Source organism: Stenotrophomonas sp. GD04054, from assembly GCF_029836955.1.
Lineage (GTDB): Bacteria > Pseudomonadota > Gammaproteobacteria > Xanthomonadales > Xanthomonadaceae > Stenotrophomonas > Stenotrophomonas maltophilia_A.
On record NZ_JAOECR010000011.1, the window covers coordinates 1 to 14,707 of the forward strand.

At 65.0% G+C, this 14,707-nt stretch carries 16 protein-coding genes; 5 read left to right on the plus strand and 11 right to left on the minus strand.

What is annotated here, in order from left to right; genetic code table 11:
* Nucleotides 1-47 precede the first annotated feature (47 nt).
* Entirely contained in the window at nt 48-716 is a 669-nt protein-coding gene (locus tag N7573_RS07515) for a GAD-like domain-containing protein (protein WP_253144316.1), read from the minus strand.
* Nucleotides 717-905: 189 nt separating this feature from the next.
* Between N7573_RS07515 and N7573_RS07520 the strand changes: the two genes are divergently transcribed.
* Together N7573_RS07520 and N7573_RS07525 are read left to right on the plus strand one after the other, a co-directional pair.
* The gene (locus tag N7573_RS07520) at nt 906-2,342 is read left to right on the plus strand and encodes a serine hydrolase (protein WP_279912464.1); all 1,437 of its coding nucleotides are present in this window, start codon (nt 906-908) and stop codon (nt 2,340-2,342) included.
* A 187-nt stretch (nt 2,343-2,529) separates the two neighbouring features.
* On the plus strand, nt 2,530-4,641 hold the full coding sequence (locus N7573_RS07525; RefSeq protein ID WP_279912465.1) for a TonB-dependent receptor: 2,112 nt from the start codon (nt 2,530-2,532) through the stop codon (nt 4,639-4,641).
* 46 nt (nt 4,642-4,687) lie between these two features.
* Here N7573_RS07525 and N7573_RS07530 read toward each other — a convergent pair whose 3' ends face one another.
* The 4 genes from N7573_RS07530 to N7573_RS07545 form a co-directional block, all read right to left on the minus strand.
* On the minus strand, nt 4,688-5,212 hold the full coding sequence (locus N7573_RS07530; protein ID WP_132810436.1) for a hypothetical protein: 525 nt from the start codon (nt 5,210-5,212) through the stop codon (nt 4,688-4,690).
* Nucleotides 5,213-5,328: 116 nt separating this feature from the next.
* A complete protein-coding gene (locus N7573_RS07535; protein ID WP_279912466.1) occupies nt 5,329-6,108 on the minus strand; it encodes a hypothetical protein in 780 nt (259 codons plus the stop codon).
* Nucleotides 6,109-6,261: 153 nt separating this feature from the next.
* Complete coding sequence (locus N7573_RS07540; protein WP_032127707.1) at nt 6,262-6,645, minus strand: nuclear transport factor 2 family protein; 384 nt, start codon at nt 6,643-6,645, stop codon at nt 6,262-6,264.
* Between the two features lie 52 nt (nt 6,646-6,697).
* Entirely contained in the window at nt 6,698-7,273 is a 576-nt protein-coding gene (locus tag N7573_RS07545) for a TetR/AcrR family transcriptional regulator (RefSeq protein WP_049463188.1), read from the minus strand.
* A gap of 69 nt (nt 7,274-7,342) precedes the next feature.
* On the opposite strand from N7573_RS07545, the gene N7573_RS07550 reads away from it, so the two are divergent.
* Nucleotides 7,343-7,888: a thioesterase family protein gene (locus N7573_RS07550; RefSeq protein ID WP_279912467.1), complete on the plus strand. Its 546-nt coding sequence runs from the start codon at nt 7,343-7,345 to the stop codon at nt 7,886-7,888.
* Between the two features lie 37 nt (nt 7,889-7,925).
* Here N7573_RS07550 and N7573_RS07555 read toward each other — a convergent pair whose 3' ends face one another.
* Both N7573_RS07555 and N7573_RS07560 read right to left on the minus strand, forming a co-directional pair.
* Nucleotides 7,926-8,324 (minus strand): hypothetical protein, encoded by a 399-nt coding sequence (locus N7573_RS07555; protein WP_279912468.1) that lies wholly within the window; start codon nt 8,322-8,324, stop codon nt 7,926-7,928.
* Nucleotides 8,325-8,425: 101 nt separating this feature from the next.
* Nucleotides 8,426-9,556 (minus strand): agmatine deiminase family protein, encoded by a 1,131-nt coding sequence (locus tag N7573_RS07560; RefSeq protein WP_279912469.1) that lies wholly within the window; start codon nt 9,554-9,556, stop codon nt 8,426-8,428.
* 105 nt (nt 9,557-9,661) lie between these two features.
* Here N7573_RS07560 and N7573_RS07565 point away from each other — a divergent pair, with 105 nt between their 5' ends.
* A complete protein-coding gene (locus N7573_RS07565) occupies nt 9,662-10,546 on the plus strand; it encodes a LysR family transcriptional regulator (protein WP_279912470.1) in 885 nt (294 codons plus the stop codon).
* Here the strand turns inward: N7573_RS07565 and N7573_RS07570 are convergent.
* A complete protein-coding gene (locus tag N7573_RS07570) occupies nt 10,521-11,309 on the minus strand; it encodes an SGNH/GDSL hydrolase family protein (RefSeq protein ID WP_279912471.1) in 789 nt (262 codons plus the stop codon). The two genes, N7573_RS07565 and N7573_RS07570, sit on opposite strands and share 26 nt — an antisense overlap.
* Nucleotides 11,310-11,358: 49 nt before the next feature.
* Nucleotides 11,359-12,324 carry a DUF2268 domain-containing putative Zn-dependent protease gene (locus N7573_RS07575; protein ID WP_032127700.1) on the minus strand — a complete coding sequence of 322 codons (966 nt, stop codon included), beginning with the start codon at nt 12,322-12,324 and terminating at the stop codon, nt 11,359-11,361.
* A 138-nt stretch (nt 12,325-12,462) separates the two neighbouring features.
* Here N7573_RS07575 and N7573_RS07580 point away from each other — a divergent pair, with 138 nt between their 5' ends.
* Entirely contained in the window at nt 12,463-13,446 is a 984-nt protein-coding gene (locus N7573_RS07580) for a hypothetical protein (protein ID WP_049463183.1), read from the plus strand.
* Between the two features lie 10 nt (nt 13,447-13,456).
* On the opposite strand, the gene N7573_RS07585 is transcribed toward N7573_RS07580, so the two are convergent.
* Nucleotides 13,457-13,777, minus strand: a complete 321-nt coding sequence (locus N7573_RS07585; protein WP_006376283.1) for a hypothetical protein — start codon at nt 13,775-13,777, stop codon at nt 13,457-13,459.
* 133 nt (nt 13,778-13,910) lie between these two features.
* Nucleotides 13,911-14,663 carry a hypothetical protein gene (locus tag N7573_RS07590; protein ID WP_132810443.1) on the minus strand — a complete coding sequence of 251 codons (753 nt, stop codon included), beginning with the start codon at nt 14,661-14,663 and terminating at the stop codon, nt 13,911-13,913.
* Nucleotides 14,664-14,707: the final 44 nt, after the last annotated feature.

The window sequence follows — 14,707 nt, forward strand, 5'->3', positions numbered from 1 at the left end:
AAGGCAGCCAAGCATGGGCTCGGCTCTACATGATTGGGTCCTTCGGATCACTTCCGGGCCAGCGGTTTCACATTGTTCGCATAGCGTGGAAACGCAGGCGCGGCGAACTCCCTCAGCATGTGCAGGTGCGGCTGAAGCTTGAACCTGCGCAGATTGCCAATGGCTACTTCGCCGCCGCAAACCAGCGCTGGCTCAAAGCCATACATCTCATCCGCCATCAAGTGCCCGCAAGTGCTCACAACCCTGTCGAAAGGCAGCTCTTCGGCCCCATCCATCAGATCAAAGTCGTCAAGCTCCGCGCAAGCGAAGAATGCCTTGATGCCACCCTCCTGCCGTGCGAGAGACTTGGGTCTCAAACAGTTCTGAAGAGCAAATACTTCACTACGGATCGGATCGATGCTCACGCCAGCGCCTGATGCTTCGCCGCACAGGTAGAGCCGTCCAAACCCGCTTCTGGCAAACACATGGTAGGTATCGATCAGGGGAAATGGCGTACCAGACAACCACATGTGCATCAGGCCTTCGTAGTCCTCGGGATTCACCGTCCACAGCCGTCCATTGCCATAGTTCGCCCATCCATCCCGACGCCAATAGCTCAAGAGCGAATCAGGCAAGATGCCCGCCCACTTGGAGAACGCGGTCTCTGGCACCGGATCGTGTTCAGTTGCCTCACCGAAGCTCTCGATGAAGAGCGCGAAATCTTCATCATCTTCCATTGTCCCTCCCATCTTGGACTGTTTCGTCGGCGTGGACTGAGGCGCTCTTATATCTGGTGCTTCATCAGATTCTAAGAGCTGTTTACGACAGACCATTGGAAATTCATTCATTCACATTGCCGCCAGCCCCGCTTGACCCGCTCTCCCGCCGTGACCAACATGCGCCATCACCGCTGACGGATCACCGCGATGTACCGCACCCTTGCTGCCGCATTGCTCTGTGCCCTGTTCGCCGTTCCGATCGCTTCTGCACGTGGCGCTCCCGGCACTCTCTCTGCTCAGCTCGACACCCAACTGCAGGCCAACCGCGAGCGCTACGGCATCGCCGGCCAGGCGGTACTGGTCGCGCACAATGGCCAGGTGCTCTACCAGGGCGCCAGCGGCGAACGCGATCCCGCTGCCCATGTGCCTGCCACTGTCGACACCATCTTCGCCGCGCAATCCATGGCCAAGCTGCTGACCAGCACACTGGTGATGCAGCTGGTCGACCAGGGCAAGGTGGATCTGGACGCACCGGCCAGCCGTTATGTTCCGGACCTACCGACGGCATGGCAGGCGATTCACGTACGCGATTTCCTCAACCACAGCTCGGGTATCGGCGAGTATTACGACCGGGTGGACAACCGCTGGGTGAGCAAGGGCTACACCGGAGTGGCGCCTAACCTTGGCGCTGCACTGAAGGTGGCCGGCGCGACACCGATGCAGTTCGCCACCGGCAGCCGCGTGCAGTACACCCAGGCCAACTACCTGGTGCTGACCGCCTTGCTGGAAGCGCATTACGGCAAGCCCTACCCGGCCATCGCGCGCGAACGCATCCTGCAACCGCTGAAGATGACCAGCACCTCATGGGGCGTCACCAGCGTCCCAGCCACGCGCGCGGCAGTGCCTTACATCGGCAAGGACGGCCAACTGCAGCCGGCCAATGAAGACCCCTGGCCGAACTACGGTTGGGGCCACGCCGACCTGCAGACCACCGTGGGCGACATGAACCGATTCCTGCAGGCGCTGGCGACCGGCAAGCTGCTGCGCACGTCCACGCTGGAAACGCTCTGGCAGCCGCAGAAGCTGAGCGGCGGCGGCAGCAATTTCTTCTCCACCGGTTGGGACACCACTCGCAGCGACGGCTACACCCAGGTCGGCCACGATGGTGGCACCCGCGTGCGGGCACGGCTGGCCTACAAGGGCACGCTGGCCAGCGGTTACTGGGTATTCGTGTACCTGACCAACGGCAGCGCCCGCAATGTCTGGTCGAGCACGCTGGTGGAGAGCACGATGGCGGTGGCCGCGCCAGAGGAGTTTCCGCATGCGGTGCTGTCCGAGCGACTGATCGCGTATGCGCTGGATGACAGTGCTGGCGCGACCGAAGCAGTGCATCGCTGGCTGGGCGACAGCAACCAGGTTGCTGCCAGTGAACTGGAACGCGCGATCAATGCCGATGGATATGCCATCCGCGAAAGCCTCGGTGCACGCAAGGCACTGAAAGTATTCGCGCTCAACACAGAGCTGTATCCGAATTCGGCCAATGCGTGGGACAGCCTCGCGGAATGCCACGCCGCGCTGGGTGAGAAGGAAGCGGCCGATCGGCTGTATGCCAAGGCCAAGGCGCTGGCGAAGCCGGCTCTGTAGAGTCGAGCCGTGCTCGACTCCGGGACACAGAGGCAGTCGAGCAAGGCTCGACTCTACAGAAAGCGAAAGACAGTCGAGCAAGCTCGACTCTACAAGGAGCGCGGGCGGCCATACGCCGCCGATGGGTGACGTGACGTCGCCGACCTGTTAACTTGCGCGCCACTTCCTTGGTTTACAGCATTCCCGCATGTCGCTCTCGCCGTACCGCCCCACCCCGTCGCTGCTGTTCCTGGCCGTTTCCCTCTGCCTCTCCTCCACCGCCGCTGCGGCCCCGCAGGCCACCACGCTGGATGCGGTGCAGGTCACCGCTGCCGCCGATGCCAGCGCGCAGGCGCGCGAGGCGCTGAAGCGCGTACCCGGCGCCGGCAACGTGATTGACGTAGCCAAGGCGGACAGCCGGCTGTCCAGCAGTGCCGATGTGCTGGCCTACCAGCCGGGCATCAGCGCGCAGTCGCCAGGCAACGAAGGCACCAAGATTTCGATCCGTGGCTCAGGCATCAACCGGGGCCCGGGCGCGCATGCCTCGGGTATTGCGGTGTCGATCGACGGCCTGCCACTGACCGGCCCGGGCGGCACGCCCTACGAGCTGCTGGAACCGCTGTGGCTGTCCCGCGTGGAAGTACTGCGCGGCGCCAACGGTTTCGAGCGTGGCGCGCTGGCACTGGGCGGTGCCATCGACTACATCAGCCGCAGCGGCCGTGATTCGGCGGGCGTGCAGCTGCACTACGAAGCCGGCAGCCGTGGCTACCAGAAGCGCGGCATCAGCTGGGGCGGCGTCAGTGGCGATGTCGATTACTTCCTGGCCTACACCGATACCGAGTTCGATGGCTATCAGCGCCATGCGCGCGGCGACGGCAAGGGCGCAATGGCCAACATCGGCTGGCAGATCACGCCCGACCTGCAGACGCGCTTCTTCGTGCGCTACCGCGAGACCAATCACGAAACACCCGGTCGCCTGACCCGCGATCAGATCCGCAACGACCCACGTGCCGCGAATGCGGCCAACCTGGCTATCGATGCGCGCCGCCCGCAGCCGGGCAGCACCTGGGTGGGCAACGTCACCACGCTGCAGATCGATGAGGATTCCTCCCTGCAGGCCGGGCTGGTCTATCACACGTACCCGATGGACTTGAACGAGAGCCTGTACCGCCAGCAGCTGGACTACGCCAACCTCAACGGCACGCTGGACTATCGCCATCGCCACCGGCTGTTCGGCCTGGACAGCGAAACCACGGTCGGCCTTCGCGTCACCCACGATCTGGACGCCGATGTGCGCGAGTCGCTGCGCTTTGCCAGCAACGGCTACGCCGCCGGTACGCGCACGCGTGACTTCCGCCACCACGGCACCGACAGCACGCTGCACGTCGGCAATACCCTCACCTTGAACGACCGCCTGCGCATGCAGACCGGGCTGGCACTGATCAACACCCGCCGCGATGTGCAGGTGACCTGGCCAAGCAGCGGCGGCCGCCTGCGCGACCACGACTGGGACTACGCACCGCGGCTGGGCTTCACCTGGCAGCACAGCGCGCAGACCCAGTGGTTCGGCAACCTCAGCCGCTCGGTGGAAGCACCGCATCCGTGGTCGATGATCTGGGGTTCCAACCAGTACTTCGGGCCGGGCAATGGCCCGTCCACCGGCCGCCAGCGCGCGCCGGTACCGATGCAGAACCAGACCGCCACCACGCTGGAACTGGGCGCGCGCGGTGACGCGGCGCTGGGCCGCTGGGAACTGACCGGCTACTACGCGCACGTAAACCACGAACTGCTGAGCGTCGAACTGCAACCGGTGCCGAACCTGTTCATCGCCGAGAACAACGCCAGCCCCACCGTTCACCGCGGCATCGAAGCCGGGTTGGACAGCACCCTGTGGCAGGCTGCGCCGGGCCGCCTGTCGCTGCGCCAGGCGTACACCTTCAGTGACTTCCGCTATCGCCACGATGCGCGTTTCGGCAGCAACCGCCTGCCCGGCCTGCCGCGCCACGCTTACCAGGCCGAGCTGCGCTTCGATCACGCGTCCGGCCTGTACGCTGCGCTCAATACCGAATACGCCTCGCGCATCGCCGTCGACTACGCCAACAGCTACTGGGCCGACAGCCATGTGATCTTCGGCAGCCGCATCGGCTACGACGCACCCGGCGGTCGCTGGCAGGCCTGGGCGGAGATGCGCAACATCGGCAACCGCCACTACGCCGCCACGGTCACGCCAGGCTACAACGATGCCGGCAAGGATATTGCCCGCTCGACGCCGGGCGAAGGCCGTGGCATCTACGCTGGTGTGCGTTTGCGCTTTGACTGATGACCGCAGGCGGCGCCGGGTGTGATCCAGCGCCGCCGTTTCAATGTCAGCTGATGCGCCACGCCGGCAGGCGCTCGCTGCGTTTCCAGATGGACGGCGCGAAGCCGATCAGCACCATCGCCGCCAACCACTTCGGTGAGGTAGTGAGCAGTGTCGATGTGAGCGAGCCATCGACGGGGGCAGCCATTTCCTGCCACGGGTTGTAGCCCAGGTAGACGATGCTGCCAGCCCACCACAGCAACGCCACACCGAAACCCACCAGCAACAGGGCCAGCGTTCGGCAGGTCCAGCGCTGCGAGGTGGTACCCCATTCGCGTGATACCGCCACCAACAGGCCCACCACCAGCAGCGAAATCAGGGCCACCAGGCCGATATCGACCTTGGGCCCAATGCGCTCATAAGTGCAGGCGCGGCATTGCGCCTCTTCCGTAGCGGTGGTGGTGGCATTTTCGGTGATGTCGGCCTGCCCGGCTGCGGGCTGCGCCAGTGCTGCAAACGGCAACAACACCGCCAGCAGCACCATCATGGTCCAACGAAACAACGTCCTGTTGCGGTGTGCAGCGACATCCATGCGCTCTTCCTCGTCAGTGGTGGTTGACAGCCGGCCACATACCTTGGCCTTGGCGCGGATCATAGCGCAGGGTAGGCCAGGAACGAAAAACCGGGCTCGGCCATCCACATGCGCCGCTACAGCGCCCGAAATGCCTGGGCCAGACTGACCGCACCTGGTGCCAGCTCCTGTGCGAGCGATCCAACAACGGTGAAAAACACCAGCAACCCGAGCAACGGCCAGATCGTGTGCGTCACGCATACCCGCCACCATCCCTGCTCCTGCATACCCTGCATGCGCCGGTACAGGCCTCCGGCGATGGCCGCGTCCACCAGCAGCTCAGCCATCAGCACTGGCGCCGACCACACAATCCACACGCTGGCCAGCAGAACGGTCGCCACCAACGCGACGAGGCCGAGGATCGCGAGCAACGGCAGGCCCGCTTCGTCTTCGGCCAGGCCGGTCAATGGCAGCTCACCGGCATCGTCGCCGCTGACCCGCGCCGACTCATTCCACGAAGCTGACGCGCCGCCACCTCCAGAACGGCCACCGACGCCGCTCCACGGTGATTCCACGGCACTTCCACGAGGCGATGGGCTACCACTGCCCACATCCGCCGACAGGCCATCCAGCACGTTGTCCCAGCGCCAGCGGATCCAGATCCACATCAGCAGCAGGAACACGCCATAGGCCAACAGCACGGCCATCGGGTAGCGAAGCAGCATTGCGTCGATACCGGCCAGACGCAGCAGATGCGAGGCAAGGAAACCGGCCGCACCGGTCAGGGCCACGATCAATGCCATCTGCAGGCGCGGCCAGCCGCGTTGCTGCAGATGCTGCCGCGCGCGCACGACTTCACTGCCGCGATTAGCCGGCAGCTTCAATGGGCTGCGTGTAAAGAAACGGGTGCGTTTCATCGGCGCCGCTGGATGCCGCAGATCGTGCAGCGTGGAAGCTCGAAAACCTGATACTGCATGCGGACATCCTTGCCGGGCACGCGTAAGCGGTGGTGGGCGGATTCTACCGCGGGCAGGTCCGCTGTCCAGACGGCGGACCTGTGCCATCGATCTTCAGCTGCGGTCGATGATCCGCACGATGCGACCGTCCTCAAAAGCGAACTCGCTGCGTCCCTGCAGGGCCAGTTCCGTGCCCGCACTGGGACCATCGGGAATGTCCTGCGCGAACACGCCACGCCAGCCGATGCTGGCCAGCGCCATGCCATCCTCGAAGGTCAACTCGAGCAACCGCTGCTCGCGCTCGCGGAACAGCGGCGCCGATTGCCGTGCCAGTTCGCCGAAGGCATCGATGCCTTCGGTGACCATCGTCAGCTGGCTGCCGCTGTGGTTCTCGAATCGCACGTTATGCGCCAGCACCGCCAGCATGGCGTCGATGTCGAAGCGGTTGTAGGCCTGCAGGTAGTGCTCGATCAGGTGGCGGCAGTGCGATTCGTCCATGGCGGCGTCCAGTCAGGGCCTGCGCCGAGTCTCCCGCGACCGTGCCGCCGGATCAAGGCCGCGCGGCGGCTTTCAACAACTGCGCGGCCACCTGGTCGAACGGTGCGATGTCCTGCAGTGCGCGGCTCATCGCCACCGCACCTTCCACGCTGGCAATCACCAGACTGGCCAGCCCACCCGCGGCGGCCGGATCGTGTCCGTCGGCGACGAACGCTGCGGCCAGATGGCCCTGCCAGCGCGCGAATACCTCTGCAGCTGCCGCGCGCGGCTGGCTCGGTACGGCCTCCACCGGCTCCTCCACCGCAGCGGCCAGCACCGGGCAGCCGGCGCGGAAATCGGTGCGCAGCAGGCGCTCGCGCCACATCGTCAGGAACTGCTGCAGGCCCTGCACCGCCCCGCCCTTCAGCAGCTCCACCAGCAACGCTTCGACCTTGTCGCCGGCCATATGGGTGGCACGCGCCAACAGCTCCTGCTTGCCGCCGGGAAAGTGGTGATAGGTGGAGCCCAGCGGTGCCTCGGCCAGCTTGGTGACCTCACGGATGCTGGTGGCATTGAGACCCACGCGCGCCAGCATCTGTGCCGCAGCATCAATCACGCGTTGTGGCGCATCAGAGGGACGCGGGCTCACGGGAGGCTCCTTGCCAGGACAGTCGTCATAGATTAGCGTACCGGCGATTCTATAACAGTCGTCATAACCATGAATCTCTGGTTCCGCCTGCTCCACCTGCTCCTGTGCAGCCTGTTCCGGCCCAAGCTGGAGGCCCCGTTCGGGGTCTCGCGGCTGCAGTTCCGGGTACTGCCCAACGACCTGGACAGCAACCTGCACATGACCAACGGCCGCTACTGGAACATCTTCGACCTGGGCCGGCTGGACCTGATCCTGCGCATGGGCCTGGGCCGGGTGGCGCTGCGCGAGAAGTGGGCACCGATCGTCGGTGCCGGCACCATCCAGTTCCGCCGCGAGCTGAAGCCGTTCCAGCGCTTCACCCTGGAAACGCGCCTGGTGGGCTGGGTCGGTTCGCGCGGCATCATGGAGCAACGCGTACTGATCGGCGCCGAACAGAAGATTGCCACGCGCGCGCTGCTGGTCACCGGCATCTACGACCGCCGCACGCGGCAGTTCCTCGGCATGCCGAAGATGATGGAAGCGATCGGCGTGGTCGCCCCGCCGTCGCCGCCGCTCAGTGCAGCCGCCGAGGCGCTGCTGGCTGCCGATGCCGCATTGAAGCAGGACGACGCCTGAGCGGGCTGGATGTGCGCGCCATGCAGGTGCTGCCGCCTCAGCCCGGCAGCCGCAAAACTCCGACCACACCACAGGCGACGCCTGCCAGCAGGATCGAGTAGATCAACCACACCGGCCCACCCTGCGAATAGCCGAAGATCACCCATGCCTCACGGATCGGACGGCGGGTCATCCAGGGAATCAGCAGCAGCGCCAACAGCGGCAGACCGCAACTCATGCCGGCTGCCAGCAGCAATGGAAGTGAATCTGTACTGGCGTAGTGACCCAACGGCCAGATCAACAGGCCGCTGATCAACCCGAGCAGGAAAAGCGCGTTTGCACTCCAGATGGAAGCGCGATGGCGGCGTCGCAGGTAGACCAGACTACGGCCGCGGTAGTGACTGGGAAGTCGACCGGCAGCTCGCCGTGCAATCATCGTGGCGATACTGCCGCCCACCAATCCACTCCATATGCCCGTATCCAGATCCATCTGCTCCCCCGAGCATGTGTACCTGGAGCATCATGACATGACCTCCGGCGCGTCAACGCAACAGTGGACTACACCTTCGGCATGTTCTTGGTCACGCAATGGATGCCGCCACCGCCACCGGCGATGGCATCGATATCCACCTGCTCGATCACGCGGCCGGGATACATGTCTTCCAGTAGTTCGCGGCAGAATCCATCGGCTTCGTCGTCTCCGAACTGCGGCGCGACCACTGCGCCGTTGATCGGCAGGTAGTTGATGTAGCCCATCGCCAGATCGTCGTTGTCGCGCGTATGCACGTTGTCGCGTCCGTCCAGCGGCGGCGGCAGCGTATGCACCTGCAGGCGACGGCCATCGGCATCGGTGGCCCCGCGCAGGATCCGCAGATGCTCGCGGGTCAGGTCGTAATCGTAGGACTCCGGATCGTTGTCCAGATTGGCGATCACCACGCCCGGGCGTACGAAGCGCGCATAGAAGTCCACGTGCGCATCGGTGATGTCCTTGCCGGCGATGCCGGGCAGCCAGATCACCTTGCGCAGGCCCAGGTGATGCTTCAGCTCGGCCTCGATATCCGCGCGCGACCAGTCCGGATTGCGGTTGCGGTTGACCCAGCAGCTTTCGGTGAGGATGGCCGTGCCATGGCCGTCGACTTCGATGCCACCGCCCTCGCCCACCAGATCGCTTTCCAGCAGCGTCGCACCGGTCACCTGCGCCAGCCACGGCGCCACCGCGCCATCGTTGCGCGCGCTCTGCTTGCCGCCCCAGCCATTGAAGTTGAAGTCGACCAGGCCCAGCCCGCCCTGGCCATCGGTGACGAAGCACCCACCATAGTCGCGCACCCAGATGTCATCCAGCGGCACCTCGAGGAACTCGATGTTGTCGCGGCCACAGCGATCCTGCGCCTCCTTCAACTGCGCCGGGCGGCACAGCACGCTGACCGGCTGGTGGCGGGCGATGGTACGGGCCAACCGCGCCACGGCGGTGTTCACCGCATCGGCTTGCGCGCCCCACACCCGCGGCTGCGCGGCGAAGGCAAGGAACACGCGTTCCTGTGGGCCGTGCTCGTCCGGCATGCGCCAAGTCCCCGCACCTGGCCCTGCTGCAGCCACGCGACCCGGCAGCCCGGCCAGGCCCAGAGCAGCCAGGCCGCCAAGGCCGGCGGCGCCCGCCAGCTGGGTGAGGAAGTGACGACGGTTGCTCATGACAGGCTCCATGGCCGGTGTGGGATGGGCGCTATGCTGCGCTTGCCGACACATAAGAACAAACGATAGATTCAGCCATCAATTGAACAGTTTTACTTATCTGAAATGCTCAAGCACTGGCCACCACTGAACGCGCTACGGGGTTTCGAGGCTGCCGCCCGGCTGGGCAGTTTCCACCGTGCGGCGGAGGAACTGCACCTGACCCAGTCGGCCATCAGCCAGCAGATCCGGGGCCTGGAAGCGTCGCTGCAGCAGCCGTTGTTCTTCCGGCAGGGCCGCAGCGTCACCCTCACCGATGCCGGCATCGACCTGCTGGAAACAACGCAGGCGCTGCTGCGGCAGCTGGCCAGCGGCATCCGCCGGCTCGATCAGTACCGCAAGCCCAATCAACTGATCGTCAACGCCAGCCCGGCCTTTGCCCGGCATTGGCTGGTGCCACGCCTGGCCAGCTTTCACCGGCTGCATCCCGACGCCGACCTATGGCTGCTGACCAGCGAGGAAGCGCCGGACATGACCACGCAGACGCTGGACGTAGCGGTACGTGATGACCTCGACTCACAGGCGCAGTGCCAGCATCGCGTGCTGCTGCAGGATCGTCTCTATCCAGCCTGCCATCCGGCCCTGCTCGCCACACCGGCGCACGAACGCCTCACCCTGCATGGCGAGCGCGAGATGGACTGGAGCCAATGGCAGGTGCAGGGTGGCGCCGATGTCGGCCAGCGCCGCGAGGGAATGAATTTCTCCGAGCCCGGGCAGTTGCTGGATGCAGCCTGCCAAGGGCTGGGCATCGCACTGGTCAGCGAACTGCTGAGCACGCGTGCGTGCGAACAAGGCCTGCTGCAACCATTGGATGATGCACGCGTGCGCGGCCCACGCTGGAGTTGGCTGGTACATGAGGAGAGTGCAACCAATCCGCTGGTGATCAGTTTCTGCGAGTGGTTGTTGGCAAGCCTGCCCGGCGGAGCTACTTCTGCTGCAGCGCGCGCTTGACCGCCGCCTCGGCCAACGGCGCCATCACCGCATAGCCCTTCGCCGTAGGATGCACGCCGTCGTCGGCCAACTGCGGGTCCAGTCCGCCGATCGCATTGGCCATCGGCGTGTAGTAGTCCAGATAGACCAGCTGCTGTGCATCGGCATAGCGCTTCAATGCCGTGTTCAATGCACGCACCTTGGGCGCAGGTGCTGTGCCCGGCAGCCACGGGTAATCGCTGACCGGCAGCACTGATGCCAGTACTACGGCGATGCCATGTGCACGGGCAAGGTCCACCATCGCGTGCAGGTTGTCTTCGATCATCGCCTGTGTGGATGGGCCGGTGTTGCCGGCAATGTCGTTGGTGCCGGCCAGGATCACCACCACCTGTGGCTTCAGTGCCAGCACGTCCTGCGGGAAACGCACCAGCATCTGCGCCGTGGTCTGGCCGCTGATGCCGCGGTTGAGCCAGCCCTTGCCGGGGAAGAAACCGGCACTGCCTTCCCTGCCCCAACCTTCGGTGATGGAGTCACCGAAGAACACCACGCGCGGCTGGCCGGGCACCGCATCAGGTAGGCGCGCATTGGCATCACGATAGCGTTGCAGCTCCGGCCAATCGGCCAGGCGCTGCTGCATGAAGCGCACTTCGTCGGGGCGTAGCTGGTCGATGGGCGTCTGCAGTAGCGGGTTGACTGCGACGGCCTCAGCGGCGCCCAGCGGAGAAGCCAACGCGAGGCCCAACGTCACGACAGTGGCAGTGGCAAGCTCAACAGGTCCACGCATGCGGGTACTCCTGAAATCATCTTCAGCAGTCTAACGCCCCGCCCTGTGCTCAGCGTGCAGCCGTACGCGCCGCCACACCCGTGACTTTCGCCGGCATCCACATACCCGGCGTCCAGCCGCTGGCGGCCAGGATCGCCTTCGGGTTGTCCTGCTGGATCAGCGCACGCACCGCGTCACGCTTGTTCTTGGCCTGCAGGTAATAGGCCTTGGCGATGCGGTATCCCACCCAGTACCCGAGGTCATAGGGCTCCTGCGAACCGGGCTTGTAGTTGTACAGCCACGGCGACAGATCGGTGCTGTCCAGATCCAGCGCGAATGCGCTTTCGATATGCACTTCCCGACCACGGGTCCAGGCCGCATGGCGCCCGTTGCCGACGTTGCCGGAAATCAGTTCGGCGATGAACTCAGCAATGCCCTCGCCCAACGAAACACGCAGCACCGTCGCATGCGGGTCGCCCGGCTCGAAGTCGGTCAGGCCGGTCTGCTGGATGTGCACGTACTCGTGCGCGATCACATGCACGAAGCGGTCCTGCACATTGGGATTCATGAAATCGGCTGCGCACAGCGCTTCCAGGCCGATGATCACGCCGCTTTTCGAGGTCAACCCTACCGGACGACCACGGCCGACGGCGATGGTCACCGGCGGAAACGCAGCCTGCGGATAGATGGCCTGCAGGTTGGAAAACACCTGCGTCAGACGTTGTTTCACCGCCGGCAGTTCGGCCAGGCAGCTTCGCCCCTGCACATACAGCTCCGGCTGGCTGGCGATGGACTCGGCAATGCGCTCGGGGGTGACCCGGCGCGCCTTGGCCAGCTCGGCCAGGCCCGCCGAACCCTCGGCCATGTAGCCACGCAACTGCGCAACGCTGGGTTTGCCACCTGCGTTGTCGTACAGCGCGTAGAAACGGCTGACATCGTCAGTGACAATCTGCGGCCCGGCCGGTGCCGCCGCCGTGGCCATGCCAACCACCCCGGCACAGGCCAGGGCCAACAGGCCGCGCAGGATCATGGACATCGCTCCGTCCTTGGTGGAGTGCATGCGAAGCGCGCAATCTATCACTCCGGCCCGGCCGTCGCAGCAAGCAGATGCGGGCACCCCGGCGCTGTGCCAGACTCGCGTTGGCACCTGCCACGGAAGATAGAGCACCCCGCGATGATGATCGTTCCCGCCTACTGGGCCGAAGCCCGCCTGCAGGCCCGTTTCCGTGGCCGGCCGGTGGTGGTGCGCCGCTTCGGCTGGTCCGACGAAGGCCCTGCCGAGGCGCAGGTGCACGCCGACCGCCGCGCCAATGAAGCCCTCAATGCCATCCTCGCCGGACAGGTGCTGCCGCGTCGCGAAGTGCGCAGCAACTACGGCGTGGAAGGCGTGCCGATCCGCGAGCAGATCGTGCAGCGCGACGGCGACGTCGTCATAACCCGCAACAGCTATGGCGCACTGTGCCTCAACAGCCCGGACGTACTGTTCGCCGACATCGACCATGCGCAGCCGCCAGCCGGCTGCGTGATGCCAGCCATCGTTGCGGCGGTCGTGCTGCTTGCCGGCGCCGTCACCGGCACGCTGCTGTGGCATTGGCTGGTGGGACTGGTGCTGGGCGTGGCGGCGGTGGTTCTGGTCAATGCCGCATTGCTGATGCGCCGCAGGCAGCGGCTGGCCGCCGCCGGGGGCGCCGAGGGGTTGGCGCTGCGACGCGTGGAAGCCTTCAGCGAACAACACCCCCACTGGCATCTGCGCGCCTACCGGACGCCTGCGGGACTGCGTGTACTGGCGATGCATGCCACGTTCTCGCCGGAGGACGAGCAGCTGCAGGCATTCTTCAAGGCACTGGGCACCGATACCCTGTACGCGCGCATGTGCCGGCTGCAGCATTGCTTCCGTGCGCGACTGACACCGAAGCCGTGGCGCGTCGGCCTGAAGTACCGCATCCGCCCGCCAGTGGCCGCGTGGTCATCCGAACAGGCCAACAATCCGGATCGATTGGCCTGGATTGCCGAGTACGAAAAGAAGAGCGCCGGCTTCGCAGCCTGCGCTTATCTACGCAGTTTCGGCGATACCACCCGGGTGCATGCCAAGGCCGAGCACGTGCGCGACCTGCATGACGGGTTATCCCACGCGCAGGACCGCCTACCGCTGGCGTGAGGGCGGGTGCTCAGTCAGCGCTCTGCACGAACGGCTGCCCTGCCAGGGTAGTGCCCAGCCGCACCGCGATCTGTTGACCGTCCTTTTCGAAGGTCGTCGCACACTGCTTTCCGTCCTTCTGGCATCCGACTTCCGGAAAGCCCTCCAGCGACTCCGGCGCGCCCTGCGCAGGTTTCGCCTGCCAGCCTGCAGCATCCAGCAGGCGCTTGGCCTTGGCGTAAGGCATGCCGGCGACAATGCCCAATTGCGTCAGCTCAGCAGGAAACGACTGAGCATATGCCGTTGAAACTAGGGCCAACGACAACGTTGCAGCAAGGAGAATGGCTTTCATTGCACCGACCTGGAACGAGCGATCAGGTTCAGCCTAGACCATTTGCGTGGCATGCGAATGTGCCGGTAACACGTCGTTACCGAGTCTCCACAGTTGATTGCAGAGCATCCATGGATGATCAATCTGCCGTTTCCTAGCGCAGGGTTCCACAACGCAGCGCCTCCAAGGCAAGGTCGCCGCGTAATCTGTTCTGAAACCAAGCGATCTTGAAGCGTTCGCGTGTGGGTTCTCCCGCAGGTAGCAGCCCCATCAATGCATCGCTCAACGCCGGACGCCACTCTTCCTGAGCACCTTCCAGAACCTGCTGATCGAAGTCCGCCGACGACAGGCGCTTCCAAGGCAGCATCATCGTGTGCTGGGAGGTGGACACCAAGACGGTATCCGGGTGGCCCAGCCGGGATACGACCACGGTCATGATGGGATAGTCATCGGTCCGGAGACTGTTGAAGTGCTCTGCAACGCGCTCCTGCAAACCCTGCCCGGCCAGAGCTTGCCGTGCCCAGGCCTGCTGCTGGGCAAACGAACATCTGGCCGGCGGCATGCTGCGCAGCTCCGGATCCAGCTTGAGTATCGCGGGCCGGTCCAGCTGCGAAGTGATCAGATCCACCGTGGCGTCCCTGGTCAACGGTGCTGCCCGCAGCGCGGCCTCGAACGCTGACAGCGCCCCGAACGGCAGAAGCTCCGGCAAACGCGGCTGGACGTCGGGCGCATCAACCACCTGTACACGGGTGGTCAAGCCATAGGCATCGCGCCGGATGACCCAGCGCTCAGATACAGAACCCCAACCAGACCAGTCGTACGTCACGTGCACGCTCATCGGGGGCTGCACCGCCATTGCCACGGGAGAAACCAACAACGTGGCCAGTACCAACATCCATGCCTTCATGAGACTTTCCTATCTCTGTCGAACAGCAGCCGAGCATGGCGCGG

Excerpts from the sequence above, each read along its gene's own strand:
- N7573_RS07515 (WP_253144316.1), bottom strand. The coding sequence starts at position 716 with ATGGAAGATGATGAAGATTTCGCGCTCTTCATCGAGAGCTTCGGTGAG.
- N7573_RS07520 (WP_279912464.1), top strand. The coding sequence starts at position 906 with ATGTACCGCACCCTTGCTGCCGCATTGCTCTGTGCCCTGTTCGCCGTT.
- N7573_RS07525 (WP_279912465.1), top strand. The coding sequence starts at position 2,530 with ATGTCGCTCTCGCCGTACCGCCCCACCCCGTCGCTGCTGTTCCTGGCC.
- N7573_RS07530 (WP_132810436.1), bottom strand. The coding sequence starts at position 5,212 with ATGGATGTCGCTGCACACCGCAACAGGACGTTGTTTCGTTGGACCATG.
- N7573_RS07535 (WP_279912466.1), bottom strand. The coding sequence starts at position 6,108 with ATGAAACGCACCCGTTTCTTTACACGCAGCCCATTGAAGCTGCCGGCT.
- N7573_RS07540 (WP_032127707.1), bottom strand. The coding sequence starts at position 6,645 with ATGGACGAATCGCACTGCCGCCACCTGATCGAGCACTACCTGCAGGCC.
- N7573_RS07550 (WP_279912467.1), top strand. The coding sequence starts at position 7,343 with ATGAATCTCTGGTTCCGCCTGCTCCACCTGCTCCTGTGCAGCCTGTTC.
- N7573_RS07560 (WP_279912469.1), bottom strand. The coding sequence starts at position 9,556 with ATGAGCAACCGTCGTCACTTCCTCACCCAGCTGGCGGGCGCCGCCGGC.
- N7573_RS07565 (WP_279912470.1), top strand. The coding sequence starts at position 9,662 with ATGCTCAAGCACTGGCCACCACTGAACGCGCTACGGGGTTTCGAGGCT.
- N7573_RS07570 (WP_279912471.1), bottom strand. The coding sequence starts at position 11,309 with ATGCGTGGACCTGTTGAGCTTGCCACTGCCACTGTCGTGACGTTGGGC.
- N7573_RS07575 (WP_032127700.1), bottom strand. The coding sequence starts at position 12,324 with ATGTCCATGATCCTGCGCGGCCTGTTGGCCCTGGCCTGTGCCGGGGTG.
- N7573_RS07580 (WP_049463183.1), top strand. The coding sequence starts at position 12,463 with ATGATGATCGTTCCCGCCTACTGGGCCGAAGCCCGCCTGCAGGCCCGT.
- N7573_RS07585 (WP_006376283.1), bottom strand. The coding sequence starts at position 13,777 with ATGAAAGCCATTCTCCTTGCTGCAACGTTGTCGTTGGCCCTAGTTTCA.
- N7573_RS07590 (WP_132810443.1), bottom strand. The coding sequence starts at position 14,663 with ATGAAGGCATGGATGTTGGTACTGGCCACGTTGTTGGTTTCTCCCGTG.